This window comes from Methylobacterium sp. TK26 (assembly GCF_055361565.1).
Genome location: NZ_CM143965.1, coordinates 3,141,149 through 3,159,299 on the forward strand (window position 1 = coordinate 3,141,149; position 18,151 = coordinate 3,159,299).

Sequence of the window (18,151 nt, forward strand, 5' to 3'; positions counted from 1 at the left end):
GCCGCATGCCCGAGAAACGGCATGCCGACGAGGTTCGCGAAGCGCGGGGCAAGTTGCCGAGGCCGATCATCGCCAATCGGTGCTGTCGAGCGTATGCTCATCGCCACAGGGGAACCGGCGATGTCCATGACCAATCGGCGAGAACTGTATCGAAGCCCGAACGGCGACAGCTGGTTTCTCGGGCGCGAGCCGGAAAGCGGTCATGCCTTCGTGATCCATCAGCCGAACGGGCCCTCCGGCGGACGTCTCTCTCACATCGCGTTGGGGGACTTCCTCCGGGGCAGCGCGCACGGCCCCGAGCACCAAGCCTTGCTCCGCCTCATTGGATCGCTCGTCGAGGTCCCCCCATATGCGGAGCGGACCTAGCCGACGGCCGACCCTTGGCCGCCAGCGCGTCGATGAGGAGAGAATGCGTGACCAGTCAGAACGCGATAGACGCCTTGGCCCTCGAAAATCGGCGTTTCAACGAGATCATGCGGAGCTTCGACGGCGGAATCTGGTGGTCGTCTGACGCCACCGCGCAGATCGACGTGGACGCCATCTGCGCCCAGGCCGCGCATATCAAGATCGCCTTGGACGAGATCACCAGGCTGGCGAAGAACATCGCGGAGTGATCGCGGTGGCGGTCGATTGAAGGGGTCCCGGGCGGCCTCGATCTCGACAGCGCCTTTCTGCTGTCTTGCATCCTCATCGGCGGCGTCGTCCCGGCGAACGCGACCGGACCCGCCGCCTGAGGGCCGCCGTCATCCCCGGCGGATCGGGAGGAGGCGCTGGCCGCCCGCTTCGAGGCCGAGGGCTTCCGGGATCTCGATGGCGTCTTCGACCATTGAACCGCACTCGCGCAGAGCCCGCGCGCCGCCCTCGAAGACATGGGACAAGCGATGAAGTTCTACTGGGGACCGCATACCTGCGCGATCGGCATCCACATCCTGCTGGAGGAGATCGGCAAGCCCTACGAGAGCGTGAAGATGGATGTCGCCGGCGGCGAGGCCGGACGCGCGCCGTTCAAGGCGATCAACCCGAAGGGCAAGGTGCCCACCCTCGTGCGCGAGGACGGGACCGTCATGACCGAGTACGGCGCCATCGCCACATGGCTCGCCCGCACCAACCCGGACAAGGCGCTGATCCCCGCCGACCCGGACGCGGAGCGTCGGGGCCTCGAGGTGATGGACTACGCCATCGGCACGCTGCACCTGCAGGGGTTCGGACGGCTGTTCAAGACGGCGAACTACGAGCCGCAGGATATGCTGCACCAGACGCTCAAGCTCGGGCAGGCCTCAGTGAAGGACCAGGGCCGCGCGATCATCGACGAGGCGTTGGCCATCCTCGACCGGCAGATGGCGTCCCACCCCTACGTCGCGGGCGATGCGTTCTCGATCGGCGACAGCGCGCTGTTCTACGCGACCCGCTGGGCGCCGCAGGAGGGCATCGCCCTCCCGCCCAACCTCGCCGGGCACTACGAGCGCATGATCGCGCGGCCGGCCGTGGCGCGGGTGCGCCGGATCTGGGGCGAGGAGTAGGACGGCACCGCACCACGCGACCGTGGGGTGGCGGGTGTCCGGCCCGATCACCCCACGACGAACAGGATGACGCAGATCAGGATGCTCGACGCGAGGAAGTAGCTCGCGCTGAGGAAGCCGTAGCGCAGGGGACGCGGAATGTTCGGGTTGATCCCCATGTTCACCGCCGTCGATCCGAGCAGCCCGACCCCGACGAGGGCGCCCAGTCCGGCGGCCTGCGGAAGGCTCGGCACGGCGAGCCATCGCATCAGGAGGGCGAGCGCCACCGTGGTGACGAGCATGCACAGGGACGGCCCGACGAAGTACAGGGGCGCGGGCTTCGAAGGCGGGAGATGGTCCCGTCCCAGGACGACCGCGTAGGTCCGTCCGAAGAGCAGATCGAACCAGAGCCAGCCGAGCATCATCACGGTGAAGCCGGCCGCCAGGATGCCGAGCAGGGTCATCGGGGTGAAGGACATCGCGACAGGGCTCCGGTGGTGGTGAGATGAGGTCGGATCATGGGCGGGGAAGGCCGAGGGCCGGCAGCACCAGCCCGTCGATCATCGTGACGAGGAAGGCCCGGTCGAACGGCCGGCGCTGGACGAGCGACCGGTAGGCGCCCATCGACGGCGTGACCTGGGCGACCGTCTCGATGTCGGCGTCCGGCGCGATCTCGCCGCGTTCACGGGCGCGGCGCATCAGGGCGCGGTTCGCCTCTACCCAGGGGGCGACGAGGGCGTCGTGCGCCGTGTCGGCGAGCGCCGGATGGTGCGACAGCAGGGCGGCCATGCCGGCCATCGCCTGCAGCTTGCGCTGCGTCTCCTCCATCGGCTGCGGCCGGAACAGGGCGAGCAGGTCGTCGCGCAGGTTGCCCGTGTCGGGCAGGTTATCGAGATCGACCTGCTCGCGCTTCATGCGGGCGACCGCCTCCAGCACCATGTCGGCCTTGGTCGCCCAGCGGCGGTAGACGGTGGCCTTCCCGGCCTTCGCCCGCACCGCCACCATGTCCATGGTCATCCCGTCATAGCCGGCTTCCGCGAGGATCGAGATCGCCGCATCGAGGATGGCCGCGTCCCGCGAGGCATCGCGCTTGCGGCCGACCGGGGCGCCCGCGCGCGCCGCGCCGTCGTTCGGGTCCTGGGGAGCTTCGCCTGCCATCGCTTTTCGATACTCTGTGGTTTCGAAACTTGCAAGTCTCGTAATTGGCGGATAGGGAGGGGCACCGGAAGAGGAGCCCCCCATGCGCTACAACCGTCTCGGTCGCACAGGCCTGTTCGTCTCGGAACTGTGCCTGGGCACGATGACCTTCGGCCAAGCCGGCGGCCGCTACGCCGCCGCCAGCGGCGTCGGCCAGGAGGCCGTCGACGCGATCCTGCGGCGCGCGGTCGATGCGGGCCTCAACTTCATCGACACGGCCAACGTGTATGCGAATGGGCAGGCCGAGGAGATCGTCGGCCGTTCGCTCAAGTCGCTCGGCCTCGCCCGCAAGGACATCGTGATCGCGACCAAGTTCGCGCACGCCGTGGGGTCCGGCCCCAACGACGGCGGCGGCTCCCGTGCCCATATCGTGGCGGCGGCGCATGCGAGCCTGCGGCGGCTCGGCGTCGATCACATCGACCTCTACCAGATGCACGGCTGGGACCCCGCGACGCCGGTCGAGGAGACGCTGCGCGCCCTGGACGATCTCGTCCGGCAGGGCGTGGTGCGGTATTGCGGCGTCTCGAACTGGGCGGCGTGGCAGGTGGCGACGGCCCTCGGCATCGCCGACCGCCTCGGGACGAGCCGCTTCCAGTCCTACCAGGGCTACCATTCCCTCGTCGGGCGCGACATCGAGCGCGAGGTGGTGCCGATGGCCGCGGCGGAGGGGCTCGGCCTCATCGCGTTCAGCCCGCTGGCGGGGGGATACCTGACCGGCAAGTACCGGAACGGCGTGAAGGCCGGTCGGCGGGCGACCGTTCCGTTCCCGCCCGTGGACGAAGCGCGCGGCGCGGCGGTGCTCGCGGCGATGGACGGGGTCGCGGAAGGATACGGCACGACGCACGAGGCCATCGCCCTCGCGTGGCTGAGGCAGCAGCCGGGCGTCACCAGCACCATCGTCGGCGTCAAGGGCGTGGACCAGCTCGACGCCAACCTGGCGAGCCTGAATGTGACCCTCAGCCCCTCGGATTTGGCCGTCCTCGGCGAGGCGGGAGCCCTTGCCCCCGAATACCCGGGCTGGATGCTCGCGCAGGCGAGCGCGGCGCGGGCGGACCTGCTTCGCACGGGCGCGGTGCCGGCGGGCCATTAAATCCCGCTCATCAGTCAGCCGGCTATCTTGTGGCGCCATGTACGGACACCTTCGGGGAACCGGCACACCGCTTGGTGATTAGCCAACTCAAAATGCCCCTGGGACAGGCTGGCCGATAAGGCTACGGTTCGGTCCCGTTCCCTTTCGGTCATCGAGGCGTCGGCATGCTGGGTTGGTTCCGTGCGCTGATGCCGAAGGAAGACCGGTTCTTCGACCTGTTCGAACGGCATGCCGCGACCCTGGTCGATGGCGCGGCGGCGCTACGGACTTTGCTCGACGGCTCGCGGGACCTCGTCGAGGCCTGCGCGGCCATCGCCGCGCACGAGGACAAGGCCGACACCATCACGCAGGAGGCGATGCAGGTGGTGCGGCGTACCTTCATCACGCCCTTCGACCGCAGCGACATCCAGGAACTCGTCGGCTCCCTCGACGACGCCATCGACCAGATGCTGAAGACCGCCAAGGCGGCCCGCCTGTTCGAGGTGACGCGCTTCGAGCCCGAGATGCAGGAGATGGGCGCGATCATCCAGGAGGCCGCCGCCGTGGTGGCCGAGGCCGTTCCGAAGCTGCGGGCGCTGAACGAGAACGCCACCGCCCTCAACGCCTTGACCGAGCGCGTCATCCAACTGGAAGGCCGTGCCGACGACCTGCACGAGGCCGGGCTGAAGGCCCTGTTCAGGGCATCCCGGCAGGATCCGATGGTGTTCCTCGTGGGCTCGGAACTCTACGACCACCTGGAGAAGGTCATGGACCGGTTCGAGGACGTCGCGAACCAGATCAGCAGCATCGTCGTCGAACACGTCTGAGTGACATCCGTGACGCTTTTGATCTTCCTCGTCGCCGTCGCCCTGTTCTTCGACTTCCTCAACGGCCTGCACGATGCGGCCAACTCGATCGCGACCATCGTCTCGACGCGGGTGCTCGCCCCCCGCTACGCCGTGTTCTGGGCGGCGTTCTTCAACTTCATCGCCTTTCTGGTGTTCGGCCTGCACGTCGCCGGCACGGTGGGCTCCGGCATCGTCGATGTCGCGGTGGTGGACGACCGGGTGATCCTCGGGGCGCTCGGCGGCGCCATCACGTGGAACCTGCTGACGTGGTATCTCGGCATCCCGTCCTCCAGCTCGCACGCCCTCATCGGCGGGCTGCTCGGCGCCGGCATCGCCAAGGCCGGTCTCGGCTCCATCGTCTGGTCGGGCGTCCTCACAACGAGCGCGGCCATCGTGCTCTCGCCGGCCCTCGGCTTCCTGCTGGCCCTGGTCCTCGTGCTCGCCGTGTCGTGGACCTTCGTCCGCGCCACGCCCTCGTCCGTCGATGGGACGTTCCGCAAGCTCCAGTTCGTCTCGGCCTCGCTCTACTCCCTCGGCCATGGCGGCAACGATGCGCAGAAGACCATGGGGATCATCGCCGTGCTCCTCTACGCCCATGGCGGGGGCAGCGGCGCGTTCCACGTCCCCCTCTGGGTCGTGCTCTCCTGCCAATCCGCCATGGCCCTCGGCACCCTGCTCGGCGGCTGGCGCATCGTGCACACGATGGGCTCGAAGATCACGCGGTTGACGCCCGTGCAGGGCTTCTGCGCCGAGACCGGGGGCGCGCTCACCCTCTTCGCTGCGACGGCGTTCGGGATCCCGGTTTCGACCACCCATACGATCACGGGGGCCATCGTCGGGGTGGGTGCCGCCCGCCGCGTCTCGGCCGTGCGCTGGAACGTGGCGCAGGGCATCGTCGTCGCCTGGGTCGTCACCATGCCGGCGGCGGCCCTGGTGGCGGCGCTCGTCTACTGGCTCTCCGGCTTCGTCCTCGCCTGATCCCCCCACTTGCGGAGGATTACATCGCCACGCACCGGAAGCCCGGCGAGACCGCTTGCACGCTGGGGCGACGCGGCTCTCGTAAAGCCGCGCCGCCCCTCGATCAGCGGGCGGTGCCGGAGCCCGTGGAGCCGGTGGCCTCCGCCGAGCCGGGCTTGATCGACCACAACTCGGTCGGCAGGCTGATCGGCGCGCCGGGCTTGTAATCCGCCGAATCCTGGATGTGCGACGTGGTGAAGTAGATCGTGCCGTCCGGCCCCTCGGAGAACGTGTCCGGCCAGCGCAGACGCTCGTCCTGGACGAGGGTCGTGAGGGGCGCGTTCGCCTTGGACAGGTCGCGCACCTTCACCGCGTTGTCCTGCGGCGAGGTCACGTACATCCGCCCGTCCTTGCGCGCGATCAGCAGGCCGTCGGCCACGCCGTTTTCGCCCACGGTGGCGATCTTGCCCGTCAGGGTCTTGTCGCTCAGCATCTCCGGCACGAAGGAGGCGGTGGCCCAGCCGGTCAGCGCATCGGTCGGCAGGCTGTAGAGCGTCTTGCCCTTGATCGCCTGCCAGTAGAGCGTCTTGCCGTCCGGCGAGAGCGCGATGCCGTCCGCCGAGAATTCCACGCCACGCCCGTCGGGGCGGCGGAGCGGCTTGCCGTCGTACTGCACGGTGACGCTCTTATCGGGCATGGTCGAGGGGTGCCCCGACAGCAGCCGCTTGGCCGTGCCGCTGTCGAGATCGACCACGATCAGCGCGCCCTCCGCGCCGGAATCGGTGAGGTAGGCGGTCTTGCCGTCCGGGGAGATCCGCACGTCGTTGATGTAGGACGCCTGCATCACCGTGCCGGTGTCGAAGGGAATGGTCTTCACGACCTTGTTGGTCTTCAGGTCGATGCCGACGAGCTTCGGGCCGTCCTTCACCACATGCGCCATCGCGGGGGCGGCGGCATCGACCACCCAGAGCCGGTCCTGCCCGTCGGCGACGACGCTCTGCACGCAGACGAAATGCGTCTTCGGATCGACCTCGTCCTTCTTGGCGTTGCGCCAGCCGTTCCACTCCTCGTCCGGGTAGGCGACCGGCTTGCCGTCCTTCAACTCCGCGACGGAGACGGGGGCGTCCTCGCTCCAGCGGGGGAAGTTGACGAACATGCGCCCGTCCCGGCTCACGGTGATGCCGGTGACTTGATGCGCGAAGCTCGCCACCTGCGTGAGCTGGCCCTGGCCGGCGGCCGGGCCCTGGGCCAGGGCGGGGCTCGCGAGGATCCCGACACCGGACATCAACGACAGGGCCAGCCCGATCCGGGCCGTCACGGGACGATTCATGCGCTACGCTCCTTCTGGATATGCAGGCCAACGCCGCTTGGGCGGGACGGCTCCCGCCTGCGACGCGGCGGCCGCGACCAAAGCGGGCCTCGCGCGTTACCCGCATCACACGCCCGAAGGGGATCCCGATGCTGATCCGCGCTGCCCTCGTCTTCGTCGCCCTCACCTCGGGGGCGCACGCCGCCGCCTTCGATGACCTGAAGGGCTATCTCGCCTCCTGTCTGCGGTTCGAGATGAACGGCGCCAGCGTGCCGCGCGGCGTCGCCGCCTCGACCCGCGTGCGCTACGCCCTCGACCGCTGCTCGGACGAGGTCGCCCGCCTCGACCGGGCGGATGGGCGCCGCCTGCGCGCCGATGGCGGCATCAGCCCCTCGACCAAGGAAGTGATCGGCGCCGTCGTGACCCGCAGCGGCGGCAGCGGGTTCGCCAACGTCCGCTATTGAGCGCTTCCCAGCCGCCCGCCGCTCCGCGATAGGATGGGCGCGGCGCGGGGCAGAGGAGTGCGGGTGTGACGGGACGCAGCATGCCGGTGCCGGCGCGACGGCGGCGGCGGGATGGCGAGGCGCGCCGCGAATCCGTGCTGGACGCGGCCCTCGACATCTTCTCCACCACGGGCCTGCACGGCGCCAGCCTCGACCAGATCGCCGAGCGCGCCGGCCTCTCGAAGACCAACCTGCTCTATTACTTCCCCTCGAAGGAGGAGCTGTACATCGCCGTGCTGCGGCGCGTGCTCGACGTGTGGCTCGATCCGCTGGTCTCGCTGCAGGCCGACAGCGAGCCCGCCCAGGCGCTGCGCGACTACATCCGCCGCAAGGTCATGCTCTCCCGCGATGCGCCGCAGGCCTCGCGCCTGTTCTGCCTGGAGATCGTGCAGGGCGCGCGCCTGCTGCGGGCGGAACTCGAAGGGCCGCTGCGTGCCCTCCTGGACGACAAGGCGGCGGTCCTGCGCGCCTGGACCGAGGCCGGGCGGATCGCCCCGCACGACCCCCACCACCTGATCTTCTCGATCTGGGCGATCACCCAGCACTACGCCGACTTCGCCACGCAGATCGAGGCGATCACCGGCCATACCCTCGATGACCCGGATTTCTTCGAGGCCACGGTGGCGAGCACGCAGGCGCTGATCCTCGGCCGGCTCGGCCTCACCTGATTCGCCCCTCCCCGACGCGTCTTCGCGCCCGCGCCTTGCGCAGACGCCGCCTTGCCCGTGGTCAACCGGCGGAGAGTTTGTGCAAACGGTCAAAATTCGCCGGTTGAAGTTTGACCGTTTGGTCCGACCATCTCATCCTCCTTTCGCACCGGCCAGTATTCCAGTCCGGCCCGTCCTGATTGCGACAGGTGAGGGAGATTGCGATGGCCAATCCCATGAATGTCGGCGTCTTCATCCCGATCGGGAATAACGGCTGGCTCCTGTCCGAGAACGCGCCGCAATACAAACCGAGCTTCGATCTCAACAAGGCGATCACCCTGAAGGCCGAGGGCTACGGGCTCGATTTCGCGCCCTCGATGATCAAGCTGCGCGGCTTCGGCGGCAAGACCGAGTTCTGGGACCACAACCTCGAATCCTTCACCCTGATGGCGGGCCTCGCCGCCGTCACGAGCCGGATCAAGCTCTACGCCACCGCGCCGACCCTGTGCTTGCCCCCCGCCATCACCGCGCGGATGGCCGCCACCATCGACTCGATCTCGCATGGGCGGTTCGGCATCAACCTCGTCACCGGCTGGCAGCGGCCGGAATATTCGCAGATGGGCCTGTGGCCGGGGGACGAGTATTTCGCCCGCCGCTACGATTACCTCTCCGAGTACGCGCAGGTGCTGCGCGACCTGTGGGGCACCGGGCAGAGCGACCTGAAGGGCGAGTTCTTCCAGATGGACGATTGCCGCCTGAGCCCCCGGCCGCAGGCGCCCATGAAGATCATCTGCGCCGGCCAGAGCGCGGCGGGGATGGCGTTCACCGCCACCTACGCGGACTACAATTTCTGCTTCGGGAAGGGCGTGAACACGCCGACCGCCTTCGCGCCGACCGTCGCCCGGCTGGAGGAGGCCAAGGCCAGGACCGGCCGGGACGTGTCCTCCTATGTCCTGTTCATGGTGATCGCCGACGAGACCGACGCGGCGGCGCAGGCCAAGTGGAAGCATTACAAGGCGGGCGCGGACGAGGAGGCCATCGCGTGGCTCGGCGTCCAGGGCGCGGCCGACACCAAGTCCGGCAGCGACACCAATGTCCGCCAGATGGTCGACCCGACCTCGGCCGTGAACATCAACATGGGCACGCTCGTCGGCTCGTTCGCGACGGTCGCGCGCCTGCTCGATGAAGTGATGACCGTGCCGGGCACGGGCGGCGTGCTCCTCGTCTTCGACGACTTCCTGAAAGGGCTCGACGATTTCGGCACCTGCATCCAGCCCCTGATGGAGACGCGGCGGCACATCACCGCCGAGGCCGCGCCCCTGGCGGAGGTCGCCTGATGGACGCGCCCGCGGGCTACCGGGATCCAGCGGGGCGCTTCGGGGCGGTGACGCTGCCGGCGCGGCCCGAGCCCATCGCCTTCGATCCCGCCACCACGGCGCTGATCGTGATCGACATGCAGAACGCCTACGCGACGAAGGGCGGCCACGCCCACAGCGTCACCCAAGCGGACCTCGTGAACCGCACACTCCTCGAATTCCTCGCCCGCCCTGAGAGAGGATTGACCCGCCCCCAATTGGTATGGCTTCTGAGCCTGGAAGACGGACGTTGTAGCTATCGCATAATCAGCGCGCCGCAGAAGGCGGCCGGGTGGCGCGTCAACGACGGCTCCTGCTGGTGTTTTCGCCCGGGCCGATCACGCTCTCCGACGGGCCTCCGCATGGGGTCCGCAACGCAGTTCCGTCACGTCGCCCATTTCAGGACGTCGCCGGACCAGCCGCTGCCTCCGCGCAGGGGCCTGAAACTGCCTTAGTTCAGGGAAATCCCGGCTGCCGGCAAACCGGACGGTATGGCAGGCGGTAAGCCGTTCGGCACCTGAAGACTCGCTGCCTTGGATTCCTCTGCCTTGGACGTCTTCGAATTTCCGATCAGCTGCGCAAGCGCTTCGTTGCCGATGCGTGGGCGACGAATAGTCTGATGAAGATCGGCGGCCGAACTTCGACGAGACGACAGGCTCAGTTGCAAATGCTCAAGCATATCTTTTGCAACTTGCAGTTTATATTTCTCTTTCTCCGCATTGGCCAATCGAATGTTCTCGGCCTCAGCTTCGCGTAGCTGTGCTTCCTGCGACAAATATCTTAGCTCCAAAGATGCCAAGGTCAGCTTCGACGATGCATGCTCTAGGATATCACTCGTTTGGACCGTAGGCTTCGAGAAATACAAATAAAATGCGTTAGCCAGAAACAAGAATGTCAAGCCAAAAAGCAGGATATCGAATGTTCTGTTAAAAAGGATCCACCCCCCAAAAATGATGATCGAAGTGAGGGCAGAGCTATACATCAACAGTTTTCGTAAGGCTGCCATTATGCTCCTGCCATTATCCAATCAATGGTTTATAGTTAAAATTCCCTAAAAATTATTTGAGGCAGGAATGTGACGTGCAATATTCTGTCAACATCCATATAGCACTTAGATGAAAATACGTGCGGCAATGATGAGAATTGATATTTAAAGAGGCGAACCGCTTCATAGCTGGCTCCACGTTCTGGCCGTCGCGCTGTTCGCCTCGAATGAGCCGGGGCAACACCAACCCGTCGGATCGGCGCCGTCTTCCCCTGAGCCAGCCTTGTACGCCTCGCTCGGTCGCACAGGCCGCGCTCCCCATGGATGGAGGACCAGCCCCGCACTACATTAAAAGTGGCGTCATTTTGCGAAGAGCCAATCTTCCGAGCGGATGCTCCTTTCGCTCGAGAAAACACGGATGCCGCTCGGTGGTGGAATAACAGATCGAGGACGTATCCCTTGAAAATTGACAGACGTTCACTGATTGGCGTTGGCGCCAGCGCACTCGGACAAACTGCCTGTCTGACACGTCCAGCGGATGCCGCAACTGCGCGCAGCATATCGCTCCTGTCCCCCGTCCGCACGGGCGTAGCGACCGTCGATTCTCAGGGCTGCGTGACCTATCCGGACCAACCCGTCGCAGCCAGTAAGACCTTCGACTTTGCCGGCGAAGCTACCGGAACCTTCAAGAACATCATGATTTCGGTTCCCGGCGTCCGGCCCTGGGGCAAGGTCGTTCAGCAAAGCAACGGTAGCTGGACATGCACAATGGATCTCAGCACGGTTCGGACCGGGCCGCTCAATTGTCGCATTATGGCGTGGTACGACGATTGGGGCGAGAAGGTTATCAATCTCGATTTCACGTTGCTTATCGACAATCCTCTGGTTAGGCGCGCTGCATTGGGAGTTCCTGCCGCTGCGGCAGGTATGAAGCCAATCCTCGTTGACGACTTCGATGCCCTTCCCGAAGAAAGACGCTGGGCGTTTGGTGTTCGTCCAGACGGAAGCCAGTGGGGATCCGGCTCCCACTTCATGACGAACAAAGAAAACCTCAGCGACGTATTCCAGCTGCCGATGCCCTCGTGTCTCCGCATTCGGGCGGTCCATGATGAGAACTACAGAGATCCCGAACGGTGGAATCGGAAGTGGCGTTCAGGTCTTCTCTGTACGGCCTATGCCGACCAGCGGCCGCCCATCGCGACGTTCCGTAAAGGCTATGTCGAGATGAAGGCCATCCTGCCCCTCGGCAAAGGCATGTGGCCCAGCATGTGGGGTTTGCCACTTCACAAAGACGGGCGCGGACCAGATAAATCTTTTCCTCTCAACGAACTCGATCCCCTAGAAGGATATTGTCAAACAGCGGACCCGGGTAAGTATTCTATCAGCAACGGTGCCATCGAATGGACCAGCCCCGGAAAGATGGGCAAAGTCAGTGGCCCGAAGTTTACCCGAGAATTCGACGCCACATCCGATTGGCACGTGTACGCATGCTCAGTCGATGACACCGATATGACATGCTACATAGACGACAAAGTAACCTACAAGATACCGATCCCAGTCCCAGAAATAAAAGATCCATTTTACTGGATGTTTGACAATGCCCTTTCGGCCGGTGACTGGCCAATCGTGGTTCCGCCAGCCGGGTATGTCGATATGTGGATAGACTATATCCGAATATTTTCAGCCGACTGACGATCCACGTCAGCAGAAAGGCCCCCCAGGCATCCAGGCGCCGGCGCAGCGGGCCATCTATGATGCTCGCTCGCCCTCTCATCGCAGGCATGGGGCTGTTCGGCGCCACTCTCTCATTGCGGTCCTGTGGCCAGTCCAATCGGACAGACAATGGGGACCGAAACATCAGATGTGGAACAGCCCGTGATCGTCGAACCGAAAATTCTCCATCGATAGCGATCCAATATTGACGTTCTTGAGCAGGATGCTGTCGGAAGGACTTACGGTGATGAGCGTGTCATTTCCCAGCGCGCTCATATGAGACGCCTTCAGCTCAGCAAAACTGTGCAAGTCGATGCGGTCAATCAGGATCGTATCGTGATTGGGTCCGGCGCCAGCGATGAAGTTGGTGATGCTGTCCTTGCCGAAGTTGGCTGAGAATACGAACGTATCCCCGCCGCTGCCCTTGAAGGAATCTGTTACAATCGCGGTCGAAACCAGGACCGCTCCGGTTTGATAAGCGGTTTGGACGTGACTTCCGTCCGTGCTCGTCTGATCGACCGACATCAGTTTCCCTGCGGCGTTGTAGCTATCCCGCTCGGCGACGTAGCTCTTGCCGGTGATGTTGGTGAGGTACACGTCCTTCGACTTGTCGGCGTGGACCTGCGTCTCGCTCGTCAGGACGGGCTGGCCGCTGGCCGTGGCATAGACCTTGGTGTTGGAGGCTTCCACGCCGCCCGGCGCGTACTTGATCGCCTGCGTGGCCAGCACCGCCTTCCCGCTGACTAAGGCGTAGGTGGAGGTGTCCGACGTGCCGTTGCTGGCGATCACCGCGTGCGACTTGAGCAGGCCAGCCGCATCGTATTGGTCAGCCGTCACGGTGCTGTTCAAGGCGACGGTGTAGCTGTAGTCTAACGTTCCGTCGGCATGGGTGCGGCTCAGACCGGTGAGGGTGCCTGCGGCGTTGTAGCTGTCCCGCTCGGCGGCGTAGCTCTTGCCGGTAATGTTGGTGAGGTACACGTCCTTTGACTTGTCAGCGTGGACCCGTGTCTCGCTCGTCAGGACGGGTTGGCCGCTGGCTGTGGCATAGACCTTGGTGTTGGAGGCTTCCGCACCGCCCGGCGCGTACTTGATCGCCTGCGTGGCCAGCACCGCCTTCCCGCCAACTTCGGTGTAGGTGGACGTGTTGACCGTTCCATCCGCCGACGTGACTTGAACGGACGCCAGAACAGCTTTGGCGTTGTAAAGGGTCACAGTCTTCGGCGCCTCGACGGCAGGCACGACCTTCGTTCCATCCGGGATTGTCGGCTGCGTCGCCGTTGTCGGCGTGCTACCCGAATTGCTGGTGCTGGGTGTGGTTTGAACTGCGTCCGGAATCTTCGCATATGCGCGAATGTAATCGATCTTTGATGTTATCGGCACACCCAACGCATCGGCATTATTATTGCCAGATCCCTGGGTCGCCAAGTTGGCGACGAGATACATGGGTCCATGCATGTCGCTCGGCGTTGCCTGAGAACCTACAAAGTTTCCATCGACATAGAAGCTGATCTTATCAGTCTGCCAATCCATGCCGTAGGTATGATAGCCGCCAGGGTTTTTGACTTCGCTGTAAACCTGCCTGTTGATCTGCCAAGGTATGGTCGGGGTCTGATCCGTAGTGTGGATCGTGCTGTATATACCTTTTGTATTGGAACCATACTGTTCGACAACATCAAGTTCCTGCCAACCTGGCAGGTTGTTTAGATTGAGGGCAGCGTTGACGGGCAGTAGCCAGAACGCATTCCAGGCGCCCTTAGCGGTTGAGAAATCCGCACGGATCTCGAAATACCCGTAAGTCTGGGAAAAACTATTCTTGCTCGAGATCAGACCAGACTCCCAACTTCCGACATAGCCGGATGCCGTCTTGTCCGGGACTGCGGTGATCGAGAGAACCCCATCCGCTACCTTGAACGGATCATAGCCAGACGCCGGATCGACAAATGAGGAGTGCCCGAAACCGATGTCGGAATTGGCATCATACCGCCATTGGGAGCGGATATCGGCCCATGTTGTCCCGATTCCATTCTGAGAGATGCTACGGGCATCGAATCCATCACTGAAAGTCAGTTTGTATTTACCAAGGTCCGGCATCTAGACCCCCAAATTACTTTATTCAATTCTTGCTCGCCCCCCCTTACGAATCCACTAAAAGAATGAAGACATGAAATCGCAAATAGATAAGCAATGCTTCGATGGTTGCCGGAAGATGAAGACGTCATCTTTCTGTATGGAACGATACTCGTCAGCGCTTCATACAGCCTCGCCGGACCGGAGATCGCGGCGATGCGGTGGGGAGAGTTCGTCCTCGACCCGCGCCCGTCACCGCCCGATCAGCTGCCGGATCCCCGCGAAATCTTCGCGCAAACGGTTTCCGATCAGGATGAACAGGGCGATGACATAGAAGGCGCTTCCCGCGAGGAGCGCCAGGCCGATGTGTATGGCATCCGCGAAGGCGTTCCTGACGACGAGGTGGCAGATGAACCCCGCCACCATGCCAACCGCGACCGGCGCCAGGATCCCCCGCATGAGGGACCTCAGCGACAGGATGCCGATGCGCTTCAGGGCGAGGAAAGCCAGGCAGGAAAAAAGGACCTGCGCAAGGCTTACTCCCCATACCACGCCCAAAGGGCCGAACCAATAGCCGAGGGCAACCGACGCGATCCTGGCCACCACAAGGAGGACGGTGAGCCAGAAGATCGTCCAGCCATGCCCCCGGGCGAGGAGCACGGAACCGCAGAGCGACGCGATGACGTTCAGAGCGTAGAACGGTATCAGCACACTCAGCAGCGTTGCCGCATCCTGCCAAGCAGGGCCGAGAAACATGTGAATCAGGCCCGGCACTGTCGCCGAGGCAAAGAAGGCGACGGGAGCTACAACGAGAGCGAGGATGTGGACGAGCTTTGCGTGAAGCTGCCTGATGCTGGCGTCGTCCTCACGGAGGGCATGGGCGTAGAGCGCGCCCCAGAGGGGGTTCGAAGCGGATTCGCACACGAAGCGCGGAACCTGATTAGCGAAGGTGTAAGTTCCCAATGCCGCCGGCCCAAACATGCGGCCAAAGGCAAGATTCTCGGCGAAGCGCCCCGCGAAATCTGCCAGCCGGCTGCACACGAGCGAACTGCCCGTTGAAATGTGCGACTTCAGGACGGTGAGACGGAACGTGAAGTCCGGTGGAACGAACGCGATCGCGTTCAGAACAATGGAGCGCACCAAGTACAACGTCACGTACTGAGCTGCCAGACTGAGTGCACCCGCTCCAGAAACCGCGAGTGTGACAGCGACCGCAGCCCCGGTGAGATTGCCCGCGAGGTCCGCGCTGGAGATCGCAACGAGGCGACGCTCCCGAGTCAGCCGCGCGTAGGGCAGTACAGCTGACGTCACCAGAATGAAGCTGAATGCGAGCAGCGACATCACATTCGCCACGCGGGGTTCGTTCGAGAGGGAAGCCAGAACCATCCCCCATCCCGCGATGAGCACCCCGAGCAGGACACCGAGAATCAGCACCAACCAGAACGCCGTGGACCACACGTCCCGTGATTCGAGCGGCTCACGCGCGAGCGAGGCGCCCAAGCCGCCATCCGCCAGCGTCATGAAAAAGGCCACGGTCGGCAGGGCCAGAGCGTAGATTCCGAATTCCGCCGGCCCTAGCAGATGGGCCATCAACGGCAGCATCACCAGTTGAAGCGCAATTTTGACGAGATTCGCCCCGCCACCAGCGAGGACGTTGACCGCGAGTCGCCGGCTCTCATTCTTTGTCTTCGGATCAGCCGAAACCGCCTCGGCCTCTATCCCAATGAGGATTCCGTCAGTCGACTCATCGTTAAGGAACGCGCCGTTGTCGCCGGATTTATTTCGCAAATCCTTATCGGAGCTCTCGTTGGGTGCACTTTGAGCCTTCCCATCTTTACTATGCATAACAGGAAACGCTCATATGCAATCCTTTACTTATTTATGCCCCAAAAGGAAGAAGCAAATTATCGTAGTCTGACGAGAGGAAATGATTTGGACGGCGATTCAATTCTTAGTCAACGCCATATTTGCAAAATTTCATCGAACAATCAATCGTGATCTATTTAAGACCCGGCCGGATTTGGGGGTAAGCTAAACGGATGACCTTCGAGCGCATCAAGGACCTTCCGCCGCCATCTGCTGCCGTAACCACGTCCACTCCAAGTAGGTAGCCCTCACTGAACCTGAACCGAACGACCGAACCAACCGTTGAGTTCAATCAAAGTCGTTCATAGTGCGCGACATGAACGGCGCCCACGAGCCTCACATTCATGGCGGCATTTAGCGGCAATGGAAGGCCCATTAGGGATCATTAAGTCAAAGCCAAATGGGAGCGCGCTCGATAACGTGAACGATGAGACCGGTTGCCGCATCGGCAACAGGCCTCTGAAGGTGCCTATGCGCACATCCTGATCAACACCTAACATGGGCCACGTTGTCTTGAACACCGTGGCCTCAGAAACATGGCAGCACCGTTTACGCGCTGAAGTACTTAATCAGATTGACAGATAAGGATAATCAGGATTTACGCCTCTTATGTAGTTTCCGCTGGCGCGATTTCCTAGGAATTCGATGACATTGCGACCCACACGACTTACGGACGTCTGAGGAATTATATACCTAATGGTCAATACATTGCGATAATTCCGCACTATACTCCAACAGTTTAGTTGAGTGGTTCAAATCGAAGGGCAGATATTCACCTTATGATTATCTCCGCACAGACCAATCAAAACGCAAAAAAACAAACAAGTCAGCACTATGTCTACTTGGACTTTTTACGGTTTGCCGCAGCTATTATGGTCATGCTCTATCACTACTCAACAGCTAACTATGTTTCAGGGTCCTGGCAGATCGGCACCAAAGCCGCGATCGGGACAAACCTTGCCGATTACCAACCGTTGATGCCTTATTTTTCAACAGGCTGGATTGGAGTGGACATTTTTTTCGTGATCTCTGGATTCGTGATAGCGCTATCGGCTGAAGGAAGGGATATCAAAAACTTCATACAGAGTCGGGTTTTACGCCTTTATCCTGTCATCGTGATTGGCACAGTCATAGCGATGGCGGTAGCCCTTCTGTATTCCGAAAAAAGCTGGGAAACTATTTTGATTTTCAGCTTAAAGCAGCTTGTAATATTCCCCAAGGGCGAATGGATCGATGGCGTTTTTTGGACCTTGGTTGTCGAGGTTGCATTCTATATGGCAATTGCGCTTATTATATACTTTGAAATGTATAAAAAGATTGAAATTATTGTGACGTACTGGTCGATAACGACACTCGCCGTCTCATTGATCACTCTGTTTTCGTATCTATCGGATATATCAGCTCTGGACCATATCTATCGCTTCGGCGTGTCGTACTTTTCGAGAATCATTCTCGTTTCGACCGGACCCTATTTTTGCTCCGGGATCTTCATTTACATTGTCGCGCAAAGCGGGATATCACTCAAACGGGCAGTCCTGCTTGCGGGAAGCACCGCGGCATGTCTCATCAACATCTATCTCGCGTCGAGCGACGACGAGTTTGTCCAGCAGGGATACGCGACAGCCTTTGTGCCGATGATCATTTGGACTCTCGCGGTCATCGGTATCGCGTTTTCCGCCTGGTCCGGAATTTTGTCGCCCGGAGGAGCAAGGGTTCGCACGATCGCGCGCTGGGCAGGCCTGATGACGTTTCCGCTTTATCTTATCCACAACAGTCTGGGAGCCTACCTGCTCGGCCTAATCATCAAAGCGGGGATCCCCATCTATCCCGCTTTCTGCATCGCAGTCGTTGCGGTCACCATCGTGAGTTTCGTGATCTCGCGTTCGCTGGAGCCGACGCTGAGAGGCGCTATCAGAAATTACGTTTTTCCGGGCGTTGATCGGATCCGTATGCGGGTTGCTCATCTCGTGAGCGTACGCTGAAGCCTGCCGTCGAGCGGTCATACCAGCGGGCTGCAGCAAGCTGTCGAGATGAGAATGAGCGGGAGCGAACGCGCGGACCGCACACCAGTGTGCTCCGCCATCACCAGACGCAGCCTTGCCGCCCCACCCCGCCAAGACCAAGGGGCGCGATGAT

At 62.5% G+C, this 18,151-nt stretch carries 17 protein-coding genes and 1 pseudogene; 11 read left to right on the forward strand and 7 right to left on the reverse strand.

What is annotated here, in order from left to right:
* Window positions 1-413 precede the first annotated feature (413 nt).
* Window positions 414-614, forward strand: a complete 201-nt coding sequence (locus ACXJ1Y_RS15315; RefSeq protein ID WP_463847048.1) for a hypothetical protein — start codon at window positions 414-416, stop codon at window positions 612-614.
* Between the two features lie 129 nt (window positions 615-743).
* Here the strand turns inward: ACXJ1Y_RS15315 and ACXJ1Y_RS15320 are convergent, their stop codons facing one another.
* On the reverse strand, window positions 744-878 hold the full coding sequence (locus tag ACXJ1Y_RS15320) for a hypothetical protein (RefSeq protein WP_463847049.1): 135 nt from the start codon (window positions 876-878) through the stop codon (window positions 744-746).
* 3 nt (window positions 879-881) lie between these two features.
* Here ACXJ1Y_RS15320 and ACXJ1Y_RS15325 point away from each other — a divergent pair, with 3 nt between their 5' ends.
* The gene (locus tag ACXJ1Y_RS15325; RefSeq protein WP_463847050.1) at window positions 882-1,520 is read left to right on the forward strand and encodes a glutathione S-transferase family protein; all 639 of its coding nucleotides are present in this window, start codon (window positions 882-884) and stop codon (window positions 1,518-1,520) included.
* A gap of 47 nt (window positions 1,521-1,567) precedes the next feature.
* Here ACXJ1Y_RS15325 and ACXJ1Y_RS15330 read toward each other — a convergent pair whose 3' ends face one another.
* Together ACXJ1Y_RS15330 and ACXJ1Y_RS15335 are read right to left on the reverse strand one after the other, a co-directional pair.
* Window positions 1,568-1,978 carry a DUF1761 domain-containing protein gene (locus ACXJ1Y_RS15330; RefSeq protein WP_463847051.1) on the reverse strand — a complete coding sequence of 137 codons (411 nt, stop codon included), beginning with the start codon at window positions 1,976-1,978 and terminating at the stop codon, window positions 1,568-1,570.
* A gap of 37 nt (window positions 1,979-2,015) precedes the next feature.
* Window positions 2,016-2,657, reverse strand: coding sequence for a TetR/AcrR family transcriptional regulator (locus ACXJ1Y_RS15335; protein ID WP_463847052.1), 642 nt, complete (start codon window positions 2,655-2,657; stop codon window positions 2,016-2,018).
* Between the two features lie 82 nt (window positions 2,658-2,739).
* On the opposite strand from ACXJ1Y_RS15335, the gene ACXJ1Y_RS15340 reads away from it, so the two are divergent.
* From ACXJ1Y_RS15340 to ACXJ1Y_RS15350, 3 genes are all read left to right on the forward strand, one after another.
* Window positions 2,740-3,786, forward strand: coding sequence for an aldo/keto reductase (locus ACXJ1Y_RS15340; protein WP_463847053.1), 1,047 nt, complete (start codon window positions 2,740-2,742; stop codon window positions 3,784-3,786).
* Window positions 3,787-3,950: 164 nt separating this feature from the next.
* On the forward strand, window positions 3,951-4,592 hold the full coding sequence (locus tag ACXJ1Y_RS15345; RefSeq protein WP_463847054.1) for a DUF47 domain-containing protein: 642 nt from the start codon (window positions 3,951-3,953) through the stop codon (window positions 4,590-4,592).
* Between the two features lie 9 nt (window positions 4,593-4,601).
* Entirely contained in the window at window positions 4,602-5,591 is a 990-nt protein-coding gene (locus tag ACXJ1Y_RS15350; protein ID WP_463847055.1) for an inorganic phosphate transporter, read from the forward strand.
* 103 nt (window positions 5,592-5,694) lie between these two features.
* On the opposite strand, the gene ACXJ1Y_RS15355 is transcribed toward ACXJ1Y_RS15350, so the two are convergent.
* Window positions 5,695-6,900 carry an L-dopachrome tautomerase-related protein gene (locus ACXJ1Y_RS15355; RefSeq protein WP_463847056.1) on the reverse strand — a complete coding sequence of 402 codons (1,206 nt, stop codon included), beginning with the start codon at window positions 6,898-6,900 and terminating at the stop codon, window positions 5,695-5,697.
* Between the two features lie 128 nt (window positions 6,901-7,028).
* On the opposite strand from ACXJ1Y_RS15355, the gene ACXJ1Y_RS15360 reads away from it, so the two are divergent.
* The 4 genes and pseudogenes from ACXJ1Y_RS15360 to ACXJ1Y_RS15375 form a co-directional block, all read left to right on the forward strand.
* Window positions 7,029-7,343 carry a hypothetical protein gene (locus ACXJ1Y_RS15360; protein ID WP_463847057.1) on the forward strand — a complete coding sequence of 105 codons (315 nt, stop codon included), beginning with the start codon at window positions 7,029-7,031 and terminating at the stop codon, window positions 7,341-7,343.
* An 80-nt stretch (window positions 7,344-7,423) separates the two neighbouring features.
* Window positions 7,424-8,050, forward strand: a complete 627-nt coding sequence (rutR, locus tag ACXJ1Y_RS15365) for an HTH-type transcriptional regulator RutR (RefSeq protein ID WP_463850130.1) — start codon at window positions 7,424-7,426, stop codon at window positions 8,048-8,050.
* A gap of 215 nt (window positions 8,051-8,265) precedes the next feature.
* Complete coding sequence (gene rutA, locus ACXJ1Y_RS15370; protein ID WP_463850131.1) at window positions 8,266-9,366, forward strand: pyrimidine utilization protein A; 1,101 nt, start codon at window positions 8,266-8,268, stop codon at window positions 9,364-9,366.
* Window positions 9,366-9,515: pseudogene (locus tag ACXJ1Y_RS15375) on the forward strand (pyrimidine utilization protein B); the annotation flags it as partial. The gene rutA and the pseudogene ACXJ1Y_RS15375, both read left to right, overlap by 1 nt.
* A gap of 320 nt (window positions 9,516-9,835) precedes the next feature.
* Here ACXJ1Y_RS15375 and ACXJ1Y_RS15380 read toward each other — a convergent pair.
* Window positions 9,836-10,366: a hypothetical protein gene (locus tag ACXJ1Y_RS15380; RefSeq protein ID WP_463847058.1), complete on the reverse strand. Its 531-nt coding sequence runs from the start codon at window positions 10,364-10,366 to the stop codon at window positions 9,836-9,838.
* A gap of 462 nt (window positions 10,367-10,828) precedes the next feature.
* On the opposite strand from ACXJ1Y_RS15380, the gene ACXJ1Y_RS15385 reads away from it, so the two are divergent.
* The gene (locus tag ACXJ1Y_RS15385) at window positions 10,829-12,061 is read left to right on the forward strand and encodes a LamG domain-containing protein (RefSeq protein ID WP_463847059.1); all 1,233 of its coding nucleotides are present in this window, start codon (window positions 10,829-10,831) and stop codon (window positions 12,059-12,061) included.
* A 165-nt stretch (window positions 12,062-12,226) separates the two neighbouring features.
* Here ACXJ1Y_RS15385 and ACXJ1Y_RS15390 read toward each other — a convergent pair whose 3' ends face one another.
* Both ACXJ1Y_RS15390 and ACXJ1Y_RS15395 read right to left on the reverse strand, forming a co-directional pair.
* On the reverse strand, window positions 12,227-14,173 hold the full coding sequence (locus tag ACXJ1Y_RS15390; RefSeq protein WP_463847060.1) for a glycoside hydrolase family 16 protein: 1,947 nt from the start codon (window positions 14,171-14,173) through the stop codon (window positions 12,227-12,229).
* 228 nt (window positions 14,174-14,401) lie between these two features.
* Window positions 14,402-15,937 (reverse strand): oligosaccharide flippase family protein, encoded by a 1,536-nt coding sequence (locus ACXJ1Y_RS15395; RefSeq protein WP_463847061.1) that lies wholly within the window; start codon window positions 15,935-15,937, stop codon window positions 14,402-14,404.
* A gap of 857 nt (window positions 15,938-16,794) precedes the next feature.
* Here ACXJ1Y_RS15395 and ACXJ1Y_RS15400 point away from each other — a divergent pair.
* The gene (locus ACXJ1Y_RS15400) at window positions 16,795-17,997 is read left to right on the forward strand and encodes an acyltransferase family protein (RefSeq protein WP_463847062.1); all 1,203 of its coding nucleotides are present in this window, start codon (window positions 16,795-16,797) and stop codon (window positions 17,995-17,997) included.
* Window positions 17,998-18,151: the final 154 nt, after the last annotated feature.

Bases quoted from the DNA above. Each gene is read 5' to 3' on its own strand.
- ACXJ1Y_RS15400 (WP_463847062.1), top strand. From the start codon at position 16,795: ATGATTATCTCCGCACAGACCAATCAAAACGCAAAAAAACAAACAAGT.
- ACXJ1Y_RS15340 (WP_463847053.1), top strand. From the start codon at position 2,740: ATGCGCTACAACCGTCTCGGTCGCACAGGCCTGTTCGTCTCGGAACTG.
- ACXJ1Y_RS15380 (WP_463847058.1), bottom strand. From the start codon at position 10,366: ATGTATAGCTCTGCCCTCACTTCGATCATCATTTTTGGGGGGTGGATC.
- ACXJ1Y_RS15330 (WP_463847051.1), bottom strand. From the start codon at position 1,978: ATGTCCTTCACCCCGATGACCCTGCTCGGCATCCTGGCGGCCGGCTTC.
- ACXJ1Y_RS15335 (WP_463847052.1), bottom strand. From the start codon at position 2,657: ATGGCAGGCGAAGCTCCCCAGGACCCGAACGACGGCGCGGCGCGCGCG.
- ACXJ1Y_RS15325 (WP_463847050.1), top strand. From the start codon at position 882: ATGAAGTTCTACTGGGGACCGCATACCTGCGCGATCGGCATCCACATC.
- ACXJ1Y_RS15390 (WP_463847060.1), bottom strand. From the start codon at position 14,173: ATGCCGGACCTTGGTAAATACAAACTGACTTTCAGTGATGGATTCGAT.
- ACXJ1Y_RS15345 (WP_463847054.1), top strand. From the start codon at position 3,951: ATGCTGGGTTGGTTCCGTGCGCTGATGCCGAAGGAAGACCGGTTCTTC.
- rutA (WP_463850131.1), top strand. From the start codon at position 8,266: ATGAATGTCGGCGTCTTCATCCCGATCGGGAATAACGGCTGGCTCCTG.
- ACXJ1Y_RS15355 (WP_463847056.1), bottom strand. From the start codon at position 6,900: ATGAATCGTCCCGTGACGGCCCGGATCGGGCTGGCCCTGTCGTTGATG.
- ACXJ1Y_RS15360 (WP_463847057.1), top strand. From the start codon at position 7,029: ATGCTGATCCGCGCTGCCCTCGTCTTCGTCGCCCTCACCTCGGGGGCG.
- rutR (WP_463850130.1), top strand. From the start codon at position 7,424: ATGCCGGTGCCGGCGCGACGGCGGCGGCGGGATGGCGAGGCGCGCCGC.